The following is a 14,635-nucleotide window of genomic DNA, read 5'->3' on the forward strand; positions in this document are numbered from 1 at the left end:
GCACCATCAGCTCCTGGTCAGCTCTTGGCGACGGCAGGCAGCAAGGCCTGCAACGCCTCTGCGCGCGAGCGCAGGCCCGGCGGGGTCTCTCCGTCCAGGGCAATCATGTCGAGCCATTGACGGGCCGCGGCGGCATCGTTGGCCTTCCAGGCCGACAAGGCCAGCAGCTCGCGAGAGGCATGGCGGAACGGCGCACCGGCCGCAGCTTCGCCTTCCAGGCGCTGCTTGAGGTCGGCATAGGGCGCGGTATCGACCAGCAGCCCCGCGGCGCGCAGGCGCGCCATCGACTGCTGCTCGGCGCCGATGCTCCGATCGGCCGCCAGCTCGTCAAAGAGCTTCACCGCAGGCGCCTTGTCGCGCACCGCAGCCTCGGCGGCCTGGTGGAAGCGGGCCAGCATGCGGTATCCCGATGGGGCGGTGGCGGCGACATCGGCAAAGGCCTTTTCAGCCTCTGCGTGCTTGTTCTGCTCCGACAGCTCGATGGCCTTGTTGAAGGCCGCGCCCGCCTCGGCAGCCTTCTGGGATTCGAGGTACTGGTATCCACGCCAGCCGCCGACGCCCGCGATGATCAGAACCGCCACGGCGATGATCAAGAGCGAGTAGCGGTCCCACAGCTTCTTGAGCTGTTCCCGACGGACCTCCTCGTCGACCTCATCAATGAATTCAGACACTTAGTGACATCCCGTCAGAGTCGCTGCGAGCTCGCGCGAATGATGTTGAAGTGCCGCGCGAGCCGCCCGTTGCCCGCACGCCGGCGCCGATACCGTATCGGTATGGCGGTGGCAAGGCGAGTCCAGCCGAATCAAAGCGTTACTGCTGTCCCGGCCTGCCACAACGGTCGACGGCGGCTATCATGCCCCCAAGCCTTCGCGCAACTGCCGTTTCATCACCTTGCCGTTGGCGTTGCGCGGCAGGGGATCAGCGGTCACGGTCAGGGTCTCCGGGACCTTATAGTCCGACAGCCGTTCGGCGCACCAGCGCCGCAGCGCTTCGCCGCTCATCGGCTCGCGCGTCACCACCACGGCATGAACGCGCTCGCCGAGCACCGGGCACGGCTTGGCGACGATCGCGCTCTCGATCACCGCCGGATGACCTGCCAGCACCGACTCGACCTCGGCCGAATAGATCTTCAGCCCGCCGCGGTTGATCATGTCCTTCTGGCGGTCGAACACCCGGACGAAATCGTCGGCGTCGATCGAGCCGAGGTCGCCCGAATGCCAGTAGCCGGCGGTGAAGCTCTCAGCGGTCGCCTCCGGCCGGTTCCAATAGCCCTTGATGACCTGGCCGCCGCCGATCCAGATCTCGCCGATCTCGCCGCGCGGCAGCTCCCGGCCCTGCGCGTCCATCACCAAGATGCTGGCCCCTGGACAGGGCAACCCGACGCTATCGATATGGCGGGCCGTGAGATCCGGCGGCATGAGGGTCGAGGGCGAGGTCGTCTCGGTCGAGCCGTAGGCGTTGACCAGCCGCAGCCCCGGGATCTTCGCCGCCAGCTTCTCGATCGTCGCCACCGGCATCGGCGCGCCGCCGAAGCCGCCGATCCGCCAGGACGACAGGTCATGGCTGTCGAAGTCGGGCTGCAGCAGGCAGAGATTGTACATCGCCGGGACCATGACGGTGTAGGTCACGCGTTCGCGCGCGGCGAGCTTGAGATATTCGCCGGCCTTGAACTCCGGCATGATGATCAAGGTCCCGGCGCAGCGCGCCATGCTGGTGACGTTGGCGACCACGCCGGTCACATGGCCGAGCGGCACCGCCGCGATCGAGCGATCGGATGGCGTCAGGCCGAGGCAGGCCTCGTAGATCATCGAGGAATGCACGATGTTGCAATGCGCGAGCATCGCGCCCTTCGGTCGGCCCGTGGTGCCGGAGGTGTAGAGGATCATCGCGGTGTCCTCTTCGCCCACGACGATCTCATCGACATGCGGCGCGTGGCCGGCGAGCGCAGCGAAGCCGGAGCGCGCCGGATTGTCGTGAACCGCGATGCGCTCCAGCAAGTCAGGCGTTTCGGCCGCAGCCGGCAGCCGCTCAGTCAAGGTCGCTTCGTGCAGCAGCAGCCGGGCGCCGCAGTCGTTCAGCACATAGGCGATCTCCGGGGTCTGCTGCCGCGTCGACAACAGCACGGTGATCAAGCCGAGCCTCGCGGCGGCAAACAGCGTCAGCACGAACTCGATGCGGTTGCCGAGCAGCAGCGCCAGCCGGTCGCCCTTGCCCAGGCCCCTCGCCTGCAGCCCGCCGGCAATGCGCCTCGCGGCGCCGGCGACTTGACGCCACGACAGGCGTTGCTCACCACAGATCAGCGCTTCGCCCTGGCCGTTCCGCGCGGCCGCCTGTTCGACCATGTCCCAAATGCTGGCCGGACGCTCCGCAAACAGCGGAACCACGCGATCACCGAAACGCTGCTCACGCCGCCTCGGCATGATCGCGGCATGCTGCGACCACTCCATTGGATCGCCTCCCCTGAACTGTTCTTGTCGTTGCCGGTTGGCACCGGTCATGGGCGTCGCCCGGTCCGGGCGATGCGCAATTGTGCGGCAGAACGCGGCTGCCGAGAACAGCTAATTGCCGATGACGGGAATGCCGAGCACGACGGGATGGAACGCGAAAGCCAGCGCTGCATAGACGATGATGCCGACCACCACCGCGATGACGTCGTTGCCAACGCCGCCGACGGGGATCGGCGGTCCTCCGGCGTCAGCGCGGCGCTTCAAGGAAATGCGGTCGAACACGGCCCAAGCCAGGATCGAGCCGAACAGGATGATGCCGCCGAGATCGCCATTGGCGAGCAGATGGCCGAACGCCCACAGCTTCACGCCGGCCAGCATCGGATGCTTCAGCGTGGTGTAGATGCGGCCGCGGATATAGGCGGCGACGATCATGATGACGGCTGGCAGCATCAAGGCGAGATTGATGTGCTTGAGCGCCTTCGGCGGCGTCCACACCTGAATCCAGCCGCCGCCATGTCGGTACTCGGCAAAGCCCCAGACGATCAGCGCCAGACCCGCCAGCGCAACGACGGTGTAGACGAGCTTATAGGGCGCCTCGCCCAGCTTCGCGATCACCTGCGCCCGCGCCTCGCGCCGGGTCGTGAACACATGGGCGCCGAGAAACAGCACCAAGCCCACCACCATCACCACAAGTCCCACGGCGTCCCCCTCTCGTGCACGCAACTCGTGGGGAACTGGGTATCATCTTCGGGGGCCGCCTCGCAACGTGGTGTCGACCTGGTGGCGTCGATAGAGCTATTGCTGCTGCGACGTTTTGCTCAGGTCGCGATTGTCGACATAGCGGATGGCGATGGGCCGGCCGGCCAGCGCGCCGCCGAGGCCGGAGGTGAACTTCAGCGGCAGGCAGGCGTCGAGCGAGGCATTGATCGCCTTGAGATAGGTCGCACGGGTATCGGCCGATACGCCCGAGGTGGCGAAGGTCACGCGCGGCGGCGCCACCATGTCGCCGGTCCGCTTGAAGCTGAAGCGGACCGTCATCTGCATGCCGGCGCGGGCGCTGTCCTCCGTCGGCGGTGTCCAGCACGCGCGGAGCGCGGCGAACAGATCTCCGATGGTGTCGAGATCATGGTCCGGCCTCTCGTACTTGGCCGCCTGGTCCTTGGCCGGCTTACTCTCGATGGTCAGCTGCAGGTTCTGGCCGTAGGGATAGTTCATCTCCGGGATGCATGGCCAAGGTCCGTACACGCTGCAGAACGACGGCGTGCATGGCTGCTCGTCGAGCACGCTGCACGGCGTGTGCGCGAACGGCACCGGGTTGATCTGGCGCCGGCGTGCGTCGGCGGCGCCCGAGGCGGCCAACATCAGCAGGAGAAGCACGATCACACGCAGCATGGCACACTCGGGATGGGACGGTTCAGATCTGGTCGTGGCCAGGGAATTCGCAAGCTCAATCCCGTTCACTTCCGTGCGTTCCCGCAAGCCCACGGCTCTCGACCGTTGCAGCGGAACTCGGCTAGAACACGGCAGGACACGATAACAACGGACGTACCGATGAGCCGCCCCAGCGAGACCGTGATCAACGTCATCAACCCGAACATGACGGCGACGATGACCGAGCTGATCGCGAAGGCCGCGCAAGTCAGCGCCAGCCCGAATACGCGCATCGTCGGCCGCACCGCGCGGTTCGGCGCGGCCTCGATCGAGGGGCATTATGACGAGGCGATCGCGGCGGTCGGCATGCTCAAGGAGGTCGAAGCCGGCGATGCGGAAGGCTGCCACGCGCATGTGATCGCCTGCTTCGGTGATCCCGGCCTGCTGGCCGCGCGCGAATTGTCCGCGGCGCCCGTGCTCGGAATAGCCGAGGCCGCGATGCATGCGGCCAGCTTCGTTGCGACGCATTTCAGCGTCGTCACCACGCTGTCGCGTACCAAGGTGATCGCAGAGCACCTCGTGCGCAACTACGGCATGGAGCATCACTGTCGCAAGGTGCGCGCGGTCGACGTCGCCGTGCTCGATCTCGATAAGCCGGAGTCCAATGTCCGTGGCACGCTACTCGGCGAATGCCGCGCGGCGCTGCGCGAGGACGGCATCGGCGCCATCGTGCTCGGCTGCGCCGGCATGGCCGATCTCGCGCACGACCTCTCCAGTGAGCTCGGCATTCCCGTGATCGACGGCGTGGCTGCCGCGGTGCGCTTCGCCGAGGCGCTGGTCGGATTGGGGCTGAAGACATCGAAGCACGGCGATCTCGCATTTCCGCTGCCGAAGGCGCGCACGACGATTTGAGCGGAGCTGCGGACGAGGGGCCTGCCCACCTGGGGAGTTCCGAAACGACCATCGACGCTCCACATTGGTTGCAACCGATGGAGCTCAAGATGTCCGATCTCTCTGCCCTCTCCGCGCTGTCGTCAGCGCTCTCCACCACGGTGGCCTCTGCTTCGCCGTCTCTGGTCTCCGTCCATTCGCACCGCTCGCGGGCCTCCGGCTTCCACTGGAAGCCGGGCCTCGTAGTCACGGCGGACGAGGCGCTGGCTGACGAGGGTGAGGTTTCACTCGTCTTCGCCGACGGCACCGCTCGGCCAGCCACGATCGTCGGGCGCGATCACACCACCGATATCGCCCTGCTCCGCTTCGACGGCCAGGACGCGCCGGCTGCGCCGCTCGCGAGCGATGTCCCGCCGCTTGGGTCGCTTGCCGTCATCACGGCCGCAGATCAGGGAACGCCGGTTGCGGCGCTGGCGCTGGTGTCGAAATCCACCGGTCCCTGGCGCAGCCTGCGCGGCGGCGACATCGACGCTCGGATCGAGCTCGACACGCGGTTGCGTCACAGCTCCGAAGGTGGCCTCGTGCTCGACGCGCAGGGGCGCGCGATCGGCATGGCCGTGCGCGGGCCGCGCCGCACGCTGGTCATTCCTGCCGCGACCATCACGCGCGTCGCAAGCAAGCTCGAGGCCCATGGTCGCATCGCCCGCGGCTATCTCGGCGCGGGCCTGCAACCGGTCCGACTCGATGATGGCCTCGGCGCGATGGTGATGAGCGTCGACAAGAATGGACCCGCCGCGACCGCTGGCCTCCGCCAGGGCGATGTCATCACCGCGCTCAACAAGGAGCCGTTCCGGGGCATGCGCGCCTTGATGCGCGAGCTCGGCCCGGACAGCGTCGGCGCCGTGGTCGAGATCGCCGCGCTGCGCGGCGGCGAGCCGTTGCAACTGGCCCTGACCATCGGCGAGCGCCCTGCGTGAGCGCCGACGACATCGCGCCGATCACGATCGCCATCGCGGTCGGCGATGCCGAGCTGGCCGACCGGCTGGCGGCGCTGCTCGGCGGCGTCGCCGGCCTGCGGCTGGTCGCACCCGGTGAGAGCGCCGACGTTGCAGTCATCGCGCCGAGCAGCGGCGATGCGGGCGAGAACGATGCGGATCGCAACCAAGCGAGCGACGCGTTTCAACTCACCGCGCGCGAGCGCGACGTGCTGGCGCTGATGGCCGAGGGCTGCTCCAACAAGGAGATCGCGCGCAGCCTCGGCATATCAGTGCATACGGCAAAATTCCACGTCGGCTCACTGCTCGACAAGCTCGACGCCACCGGCCGGACGGATGCGGTCGCGCATGCCGCGCGGCGCGGGATCATCGAGTTATGAGCGGCGCCGGCGCAGCATGTTTGCAAGGAGACGGCGAACGACGCCGTAAGCCGCCCATCCCGCGCAAGCTCAGAACGCGACCTTGAGTCCGCCGTTCACGCCATAGTCGTTGCGATCGGATCCGGCGAACGTGCTGACCACGCCGACATTGATGCTGATCTTGTCGGTGATAGCCGCGGCCAAGCCGGCCGCTGCTTTCCCGTAGGTCGCCCTGCGTCCGTCGATCGGGGTCAGGACCGGCAACAAGGGCGTCGTCACCTGGGTCGTGATCAGCGTGCGTGCGGAGCCGAGGAAATCGTGCTCGACGGTCAGGTTCAGGTATGGATTGTAGAACGCTCCCGCCGCTGCGAACGGCGCGCGAAACTGGACGCCCGCGCTTCCCGTCAGACTCTCCAGGCTCTGGCGGTTGACGATGTTGGTGAGCAGGATGTCGCCGGTTTCGGTGTAACCTGCGATCTGCGCACGGGTATAGGACAGTCCGCCGATCGGTCCCATCCGCAACGCGCCGAGATCCCAGAGATAGCCCCCGCGGGCGGCGACAGTGAACGTGTCTGCATGGGTCGAGCCGCGGATCGTATCGATGACGCCCTGACGGTCGGTGGCGATCGCCTGCCGGCCATAGGCGAGCAACGCATCGGCAAACCAGTTGGCGCGGCTGTAGGCGGCGTAGGCGCCGATCTGATAGGCATCGATCTTCTCGTGCGCGTTCTGCACGGAGAGATTTACGTTGGGCTGAGCATAGCTGAACAGGCCGCCGAGCATCAGGTCGGGCGATAGCTGATAGTCAAGCCCGATCCGCCCGCCGAGCGATTGATAGTTGTAGCTCGACAGGAATTGCTGGGAGTCGCGACTGCCCCCGGCATAGGCGACATCGCCATAGACCGACCAGGGGTTTTGCACGCCGGTGGTGGCCGCACGGATCGCCTTTGCCGGCATGTCCGCCGCCAACGCGTTCATGGCATTGGCGGCCCCGGAGACGTTGCGATAGGCGTCGATATGGCCGAACACCGAGCCGGCAAAGCCATTGGCAAGCGACATCGCCACCTCGCCCTGCGGGGCCACCGTCAACGGCGCATCGATCTGGTTGGTCTGATAACGCCCGATCAAGGCGAAGCCGGCGGTCGTGAAATGCAGGCCGTCATAGGACAGAAACTGGTTCTGCGCAGCGACGCTGCCACCGACGCAAGAGGGCACGGCCGTACAGGCCTGTGTGACGTTGGCGAAGCCGTAGAGGGACGGATTGGCGACGACCTTCTGCGTCAGGGTGCCTAGATCGAAGAAGAAGATGCGAACGCCGGAGCGCGCCAACGGCGCCAGGCTGGCCTGCTCCATCTGCGTCAATATAGATTGGAAATAGTGAATGTTCGCATTGCCGGGGGCGATCGGCAGATATGACAGATCTCCCACCGACATGATCGCGATGTTGCGTGCGCCGACCTGAACGAGTTGCTGAACGCCCGACATGATGTTGGACGTGGTCTGCGCAGCGGCCGCGTTCATCTGGGCTTGCGTGATGGCCGGATTGAACAGGATCGGCACGCCGTCATTGCCGCCCGCAGTGGTGATGCTGACGAGATCTTGCGGGCCGAAACGCCCGCCCGCCGCAACGAACGTCCTGATTTCCGTGCCGGTCCCCGGCAGCACCGGAACGGGCGGCCCCAACAGGTTTCCGACGTTGGTGTCGCCGCTCATCGCGCCGCCGGTCGCGTAGTTGGCGACTGCCGAGGTGGGAAGACCATAATGGAGCTGGAGCGCGTCGGCCATCGACAGCCCCGCGCTGTAGCGACCGCTCGGAGGGACTGCCGATCCGGCCCGCAGCGCATTTCCCCAATCGGCGTAGCTGTCGCCGAACACCGTCAGCCTCGTGAACTGGCCCGTGACCGTCGGACCGAACAGTCCTCGAACAGATGGATTCTGCTGGATGTAGGCATAGGCATCGGAGGTCGGAACGACCGCGATCGGCGTATAGGTTTGGGCTGAGGCGTTGGTCGAACTCCAAGCCATCCCCGTCGCGGCCACAGCCGCAGCAAGGACCCAGCGACCGCACGATGACGTGCGGGCCGCCCCGATCGGTCGTTGATGATAAGCGTGCTTGTAGCTTGCGTGCTTGCCCTCGGCGGTCTTGGACCTGCCCCGTCCGACACTGCGCATTTCGACTCCCCCTCATGAGCGCCGGCGCGTTGATCGCGTTGCGGACACGCTTGGACAGGAGGAGGTGAGAGGCCTGCGAAACTACTCAGGGGTATCTCACTCCCGACGTCAGCGCGTCATATGGTCGCTCTTATGCACATAATGTTCATGAGCTGATCTGTTCACGCCAAGAACAATTGCACATTCGGTTTGTTTCGACGGCACGATGGGGCAATGTGTGGCTTGGATACATCAGATATGAGGGTAACTTGGCGGATCGGACTCAACTAGCCTCGCGCGGCGCACTCGCACGTCCGAAACGACGGGTGGTCACCTCAGAGGCAGGCAAGGATCGGCCTGAGATCAGCGTGGCGGCCCTGACGGGGCTTGCGGGCTATCTGATCCGGCAGGCGCAGCTCTGGGTCTTCGAGGACTTCAACGCCACGCTAGCGCCGCTCGACATTCGCCCCGCCCAATATTCGATCCTGGTTGTGGTCCGCGACAATCCCGGTCTGTCGCAAATGGCGCTTTCGGAGGTGCTCGGCATCAGCCGCTCCGGGATTATCCCCCCGCTCGACGAGCTTCAGGAACGGGGCCTGCTGGAGCGTTTGCCGTCGTCAGACCGGCGTACCAACGCCTTGCATCTGACCGCAGTCGGCACCGAGTTGCTCGCGCGTGCCGACCGTCTGGTGCAGGAGCACGAGCAGCGGCTGATCGACAAGGTCGACGCCGAGGGACACCAGCAGCTCCTGCAGGTGCTCGAGGTCTTCGGCCGAAATCGATAGTCCAACGACGAGAGAGTTGGCTTACGCCTTCTTCTTCACGTCCTTGACGTTGGAGAACACGATGCCTTCGGCGCGCTCCTTGGTGTAGCCGAGATAGAACTCGTTCTTGGCCAGGAACACCGGATCGCCGTCGACGTCGTCGGCAACGCCGGAATTGTTGGAGGCGATGAACGCTTCCAGCTTCTTCTTGTCGTCGCAGGAGATCCAGCGCGCCAGCGAGAACTCGGAGATTTCGAACTCGACGGGCAGCGAGTATTCGGCATCGAGCCGCGCTTTCAGCACGTCGAGCTGCAGCGGACCGACGACGCCGACCAGCGCAGGCGCGCCGTCGCGCGGGCGGAACACCTGCACGACGCCCTCTTCCGACATCTGCTGCAGCGCTTCCTTCAGCTTCTTCGCCTTCATCGCGTCGGTGAGGCGAACGCGGCGGACGATTTCGGGCGCAAAGCTCGGCACGCCGACGAATGTCAGATCCTCCCCCTCGGTCAGCGTGTCGCCGATGCGCAAAGAGCCGTGATTGGGAATGCCGACGACGTCGCCGGCGAAGGCCTCGTCCGCGACCGAGCGGTCCTGCGCGAAGAAGAATTGCGGGCTCGACAGCGGCATGGTCTTGCCGGTGCGCACCAGCTTCGCCTTCATGCCGCGGTTGAGCTTGCCCGAGCACAGCCGCGCGAACGCGATGCGGTCGCGGTGGTTGGGATCCATGTTCGCCTGGATCTTAAAGACAAAGGCGCTCATGCGCGGCTCGGCGGCGTCGACCTTGCGCAAATTGGAGTCCTGCGCGCGCGGCGACGGCGCGTAGCGGCCAAGGCCTTCGAGGAGATCGCCGATGCCGAAATTGCGTAGCGCGCTGCCGAAATACACCGGCGTCAGATGGCCCTCGCGGAACGCGTCGAGCTCGAACGGCTTGCAGGCTTCCTTGACCAGCTCGAGCTCGTCGGTGATCTGGCTCATGTCCAGATTGGCATTGAGCTTGCCGAGCTCGGAGATTTCGATCTGCTGCGCCGCGCCGGTCTTGGCGCCGCCGCCCTCGAGCAGCCGCACGCCGCCGTCTCTCACGTCATAGGTGCCGATGAAGTCGCGACCGCGACCGACCGGCCAGGTCATCGGCGTGGTGTCGAGCGCCAGCGTCTTCTCGATCTCGTCGAGGAGATCGAAGGTGTCGCGGCTCTCGCGGTCCATCTTGTTGATGAAGGTGATGATCGGGATGTCGCGCAGGCGGCAGACCTCGAACAGCTTTCGCGTGCGCGCCTCGATGCCCTTGGCGGCGTCGATCACCATGACCGCGGAGTCGACCGCAGTGAGTGTGCGATAGGTGTCCTCGCTGAAGTCCTCGTGGCCGGGCGTGTCCAAGAGGTTGAACACCAGTCCTTCGAACTCGAAGGTCATCACCGAGGTGACGACGGAGATGCCGCGCTCGCGCTCGATCTTCATCCAGTCCGAGCGGGTGTTACGGCGTTCGCCCTTGGCCTTGACCTGGCCGGCGAGGTTGATGGCGCCGCCGAACAGCAGCAGCTTCTCGGTCAGCGTGGTCTTGCCGGCGTCCGGATGCGAGATGATGGCAAAGGTGCGCCGGCGCGCCACCTCGTCTGACAGAGGCGAGCGGGACGGCTGGTCGGTGGTGACGGCGGTATCGGACATGGGGCGGCGGACGTCGGTTCGGGGCCAGAGAGCGGCGATGTCGTGGGAAAAGCGCGGGCTCACGGCCGCCGCGCGCCCTCCATATAGGCGTTTTGCACCGCAACTCCAACCGGGGAGTTAACCGGGCGGAACGTAGGCCAGTCGGAATTGGCACCCCGCCCGTGGCCGTCCTTCGAGACGCGCGCCAAATGGCGCGCTCCTCAGGACGAGGTCCGAATGTGCAGCGAAATCCCTAGACTCGGCAAAATCCCAACCCTCATGGTGAGGAGCGCCGCCCTTGCGGCGCGTCTCGAACCATGAGGCCCCAATCGTTCCGAAACCGGCCTCGCTCCGGGTGTCAGTGCCGCAGCACCGAGACCAGCCAGAAGCTCAGCGCCGAGACGATCGCCGAGGCCGGGATCGTGAAGATCCAGGCGTAGACGATCGATCCGGCGACGTTCCAGCGTACCGCCGAGGCGCGGCGGGCGGCGCCGACGCCGACGATGGCGCCGGTGATGGTGTGGGTGGTCGAGACCGGCACGCCGAGGAAGGTCGCCAGGAACAGCGTGATGGCGCCGCCGGTCTCGGCGCAAAAGCCCTGCATCGGGTTCAGCTTGGTGATGCGCAGGCCCATGGTGCGGACGATGCGCCAGCCGCCCATCAGCGTCCCCAGCGCCATCGCCGTCTGGCACGACAGCACGACCCAGAACGGCACCGTGAAATGCTCGCCGAGATGGCCCTGCGAGTACAGCAGCACGGCGATGATGCCCATCGTCTTCTGCGCATCGTTGCCGCCATGACCGAGCGAGTACAGCGACGCCGAGGCGAATTGCAGGATGCGGAAAGCGCGGTCCACAGCAAAGGGCGTTGAGCGCACCGATGCCCAGGACACGATCGCGACGAGGATCATTGCCAGGATCAGGCCGACCAGCGGCGACAGCACGATGGCGAGGATTGTCTTCGTCAGTCCGCTCCAGACCGCGGCCGAAATGCCGGCCTTGGCGACCCCTGCCCCGACCAGTCCGCCGATCAGCGCATGCGAGCTCGACGAGGGAATGCCAGCCGCCCAGGTGACGAGGTTCCAGACGATGGCGCCGACAAGGGCTGCGAAGATCACCTGCGCGTCGACGATCGCCGGGTCGATAATCCCCGTGCCGATGGTCTGAGCGACATGCAGGCCGAACACGCCGAAGGCGACGAAATTGAAGAACGCGGCCCAGAACACCGCATATTGCGGCCGCAGCACGCGGGTCGAGACGATGGTCGCGATCGAGTTGGCGGCGTCGTGCAGGCCGTTCAGGAAGTCGAAGGCGAGCGCGACGGCGATGAGGCCGACCAGGATGGGAAGGCCGAGATGAGCGTCCACGGCGGGGCCCTACCCTAGACCTGTTCGATCATGATCGAATTGATCTCGTTGGCGACGTCGTCGAAGCGGTCGGCGACCTTCTCCAGATGGTCGTAGATCTCGGCGCCGACGATGAAGTCCATGGTGTTGGCGTTGCGATGCTTGAGGAACAGCTCCTTCAGGCCGATATCATGGAGGTCGTCGACGCGGCCCTCGAGCTTGGTCATCTCCTCGGTGATCGCGGTGATCATCGGCACGTTCTGGCCGATCGCCTGCAGCAGCGGCAGCGCGCGACCGATCAGATTGGCGCAATCGACCAGCAAGGTGCCCATCTCGCGCATCGTCGGCTCGAACTCCTTCACCTCGAACAGCACCACAGCCTTGGCGGTCTGCTGCATCTGGTCGATGGCGTCGTCCATCGAGGTGATCAGGTTCTTGATGTCGCCGCGGTCGAACGGGGTGATGAAGGTGCGGCGGACGGCGGTCAGCACCTCGCGCGTGATGTTGTCGGCCTCGTTCTCGAACTGGCTGACGCGCTGGCAATGGGTCAGCACGTCGTCGCCGCCCTTGAGCATGTCCTGCAGCGCATGCGCGCCCTGGATCACCACCTTGTTGTGGCGGGCGAACAAATCGAAAAACCGCTCCTCCTTGGGGAGGACGGCGCGAAACCAGTTCAGCATGGGACGAGATCCATCCAATCCGAAACGGGCCAGGGCTGGCCCGTCACGGAAGTGTCATACTCCGGATTGTGCCGCAGAAGAAGCGGAGGGCGGGTCATCCACCGCTTTCCGCCATTCCGGCATTATCCTCGTTAGATCAGAGGCTTAGAGCGATCGCTTGAGCAGGTGGGCGATTTCTCCGATCACGCCGCGGCGGAAGGTGAGCACGCAGGACACGAAGATGACGCCCTGGATCACCGTCACCCACTGGCCGAACCCGGCCAGATATTGCTGCATGCCCACGATGACGAAGGCCCCGACCACCGGTCCAAACACCGTACCGAGCCCGCCGACCAGCGTCATCAGCACGATCTGGCCGGACATGGCCACCTCGACGTCGGTCAGCGACGCATTCTGGGCAACGAAGACCTTCAGCGCTCCCGCGAGACCGGCCAGCGTGCCGGACAGGATGAAGGCCAGCAGCTTGTACTGGTCGGTCTTGTAACCGAGTGAGATCGCCCGCTGCTCGTTCTCGCGGATCGACTTCAGCACCTCTCCGAACGGTGAGTTGATGGTGCGGAAGATCATGAGGAAGCCAGCCAGGAAGCCGACAAGCACGACATAATAGAGCACGGTCGGCTTGGACAGGTCGAGGATACCGAACATCCGGCCCTGAGGAATGCCCTGGATGCCGTCCTCGCCATGCGTGAACGGCGCCTGCAGATAGATGAAGTAGAGCAATTGCGAGAGCGCCAGCGTAATCATCGCGAAATAGATGCCCTGGCGACGGATCGAGATGTAGCCGGTGATCACCGACAGCACGAACGATCCGGCGACGCCGGTGAGGATGCCGAGCTCCGGCGGCAGTCCCCACACCTTCAGCGCATGCGCGCTGCAATAGCCTGCGGTGCCCAGAAACATCGCATGCCCGAATGACAGCAGGCCGCCATAGCCGATCAGGAGGTTGAAGGCGCAGGCGAGCAGCGCGAAGCACAGAGCCTGCATGACGAAGAACGGGTACAGCCCGGTGAACGGCACGATGGCGAGCAGCGCCGCCATGATGACGAACACGATCATCTCGTCGCGCATGGCGCGCGGGGTGATCGGCTGGGTGTCGTCGGTGATCGATGTCATGTCAGGCCGCCCGTCCGGTCAGACCCGTCGGCTTCACCAGCAGCACCAGGACCATCAGAACGAAGACCACGGTGTTGGAAGCCTCGGGATAGAAATATTTGGTCAGTCCCTCGATCACGCCGAGCGCGAAGCCGGTGATGATCGAGCCCATGATCGAGCCCATGCCGCCGATCACGACGACCGCGAACACGACGATGATGATGTTCTCGCCCATCAAGGGACGGACCTGGTTGATCGGGGCCGACAACACGCCCGCAAGCGCGGCAAGCCCCACGCCGAGGCCGTAGGTCAACGTGATCATGCGCGGCACGTTGATGCCGAACGCCCGCACCAAGGTCGGGTTCTCGGTGGCCGCCCGCAGATAGGCGCCGAGCCGGGTGCGCTCGATCAGGAACCATGTGGCGAGACAGATCACGAGCGAGAAGATCACCACCCAGCCGCGGTAGATCGGCAGGAACATGAAGCCGAGATTCATGCCGCCGCGCAGTTGCTCGGGAATGGCATAAGGCAGGCCGGACGAGCCGAAGAAGTTCTGGAACACGCCCTGGATGATCAGGGCCAGTCCGAAGGTCAGCAGCAGGCCGTAAAGGTGATCGAGCCCGGCGAGCCATTGCAGCATGGTGCGCTCGAGCACCATGCCGAAGGCGCCGACGATGATCGGCGCCAGCAAAAGCGCGAACCAATAATTAATGCCGCCGAGGTTCAGCAGAAAATAGGCGCAGAACGCGCCCATCATGTAGAGCGCGCCATGCGCGAAATTGATGATGTTGAGCATGCCGAAGATGACGGCAAGCCCGAGACTGAGCAGCGCGTAGAACGAGCCGTTGATCAGTCCGACCAGGAGCTGTGCGTAGAGGGCCTGCATCGTCTTGTTCTGT

At 65.3% G+C, this 14,635-nt stretch carries 14 protein-coding genes; 4 read left to right on the forward strand and 10 right to left on the reverse strand.

Annotation, left to right across the window (positions count from 1 at the left end; all coding sequences use genetic code 11):
- Window positions 1–17: 17 nt before the first annotated feature.
- From BRAD285_RS16205 to BRAD285_RS16220, 4 genes are all read right to left on the reverse strand, one after another.
- Complete coding sequence (locus tag BRAD285_RS16205) at window positions 18–671, reverse strand: tetratricopeptide repeat protein (protein ID WP_006614690.1); 654 nt, start codon at window positions 669–671, stop codon at window positions 18–20.
- Between the two features lie 180 nt (window positions 672–851).
- On the reverse strand, window positions 852–2,447 hold the full coding sequence (locus BRAD285_RS16210; protein WP_006614691.1) for a class I adenylate-forming enzyme family protein: 1,596 nt from the start codon (window positions 2,445–2,447) through the stop codon (window positions 852–854).
- Window positions 2,448–2,558: 111 nt separating this feature from the next.
- Window positions 2,559–3,146, reverse strand: coding sequence for an NnrU family protein (locus BRAD285_RS16215; protein WP_035648419.1), 588 nt, complete (start codon window positions 3,144–3,146; stop codon window positions 2,559–2,561).
- Window positions 3,147–3,242: 96 nt separating this feature from the next.
- On the reverse strand, window positions 3,243–3,839 hold the full coding sequence (locus BRAD285_RS16220; protein WP_006614693.1) for a hypothetical protein: 597 nt from the start codon (window positions 3,837–3,839) through the stop codon (window positions 3,243–3,245).
- Window positions 3,840–3,998: 159 nt separating this feature from the next.
- Here BRAD285_RS16220 and BRAD285_RS16225 point away from each other — a divergent pair, with 159 nt between their 5' ends.
- The 3 genes from BRAD285_RS16225 to BRAD285_RS16235 all read left to right on the forward strand — a co-directional run bounded on the left by BRAD285_RS16225 (window position 3,999) and on the right by BRAD285_RS16235 (window position 6,084).
- Window positions 3,999–4,730 (forward strand): aspartate/glutamate racemase family protein, encoded by a 732-nt coding sequence (locus BRAD285_RS16225; protein WP_006614694.1) that lies wholly within the window; start codon window positions 3,999–4,001, stop codon window positions 4,728–4,730.
- Window positions 4,731–4,819: 89 nt separating this feature from the next.
- Window positions 4,820–5,686, forward strand: coding sequence for a S1C family serine protease (locus tag BRAD285_RS16230; RefSeq protein WP_006614695.1), 867 nt, complete (start codon window positions 4,820–4,822; stop codon window positions 5,684–5,686).
- Window positions 5,683–6,084, forward strand: coding sequence for a response regulator transcription factor (locus BRAD285_RS16235; protein WP_006614696.1), 402 nt, complete (start codon window positions 5,683–5,685; stop codon window positions 6,082–6,084). Before BRAD285_RS16230 ends, BRAD285_RS16235 begins: the two co-directional genes overlap by 4 nt.
- A gap of 69 nt (window positions 6,085–6,153) precedes the next feature.
- Here BRAD285_RS16235 and BRAD285_RS16240 read toward each other — a convergent pair whose 3' ends face one another.
- Window positions 6,154–8,088: an autotransporter domain-containing protein gene (locus BRAD285_RS16240; protein ID WP_244422361.1), complete on the reverse strand. Its 1,935-nt coding sequence runs from the start codon at window positions 8,086–8,088 to the stop codon at window positions 6,154–6,156.
- Window positions 8,089–8,582: 494 nt separating this feature from the next.
- Between BRAD285_RS16240 and BRAD285_RS16245 the strand changes: the two genes are divergently transcribed.
- Window positions 8,583–8,999, forward strand: a complete 417-nt coding sequence (locus tag BRAD285_RS16245) for a MarR family winged helix-turn-helix transcriptional regulator (protein WP_244422363.1) — start codon at window positions 8,583–8,585, stop codon at window positions 8,997–8,999.
- A gap of 21 nt (window positions 9,000–9,020) precedes the next feature.
- Here the strand turns inward: BRAD285_RS16245 and BRAD285_RS16250 are convergent, their stop codons facing one another.
- From BRAD285_RS16250 to BRAD285_RS16270, 5 genes are all read right to left on the reverse strand, one after another.
- Window positions 9,021–10,640: a peptide chain release factor 3 gene (locus BRAD285_RS16250; RefSeq protein WP_006614699.1), complete on the reverse strand. Its 1,620-nt coding sequence runs from the start codon at window positions 10,638–10,640 to the stop codon at window positions 9,021–9,023.
- 337 nt (window positions 10,641–10,977) lie between these two features.
- Window positions 10,978–11,985 carry an inorganic phosphate transporter gene (locus BRAD285_RS16255; protein WP_006614700.1) on the reverse strand — a complete coding sequence of 336 codons (1,008 nt, stop codon included), beginning with the start codon at window positions 11,983–11,985 and terminating at the stop codon, window positions 10,978–10,980.
- Window positions 11,986–11,999: 14 nt separating this feature from the next.
- Window positions 12,000–12,644 (reverse strand): DUF47 domain-containing protein, encoded by a 645-nt coding sequence (locus BRAD285_RS16260; RefSeq protein WP_035648421.1) that lies wholly within the window; start codon window positions 12,642–12,644, stop codon window positions 12,000–12,002.
- Between the two features lie 144 nt (window positions 12,645–12,788).
- Entirely contained in the window at window positions 12,789–13,757 is a 969-nt protein-coding gene (locus BRAD285_RS16265; RefSeq protein WP_006614702.1) for a branched-chain amino acid ABC transporter permease, read from the reverse strand.
- Between the two features lies 1 nt (window position 13,758).
- A complete protein-coding gene (locus BRAD285_RS16270) occupies window positions 13,759–14,622 on the reverse strand; it encodes a branched-chain amino acid ABC transporter permease (RefSeq protein WP_006614703.1) in 864 nt (287 codons plus the stop codon).
- Between the last annotated feature and the right edge of the window lie 13 nt (window positions 14,623–14,635).

It is taken from the genome of Bradyrhizobium sp. ORS 285, from assembly GCF_900176205.1.
Lineage (GTDB): Bacteria > Pseudomonadota > Alphaproteobacteria > Rhizobiales > Xanthobacteraceae > Bradyrhizobium.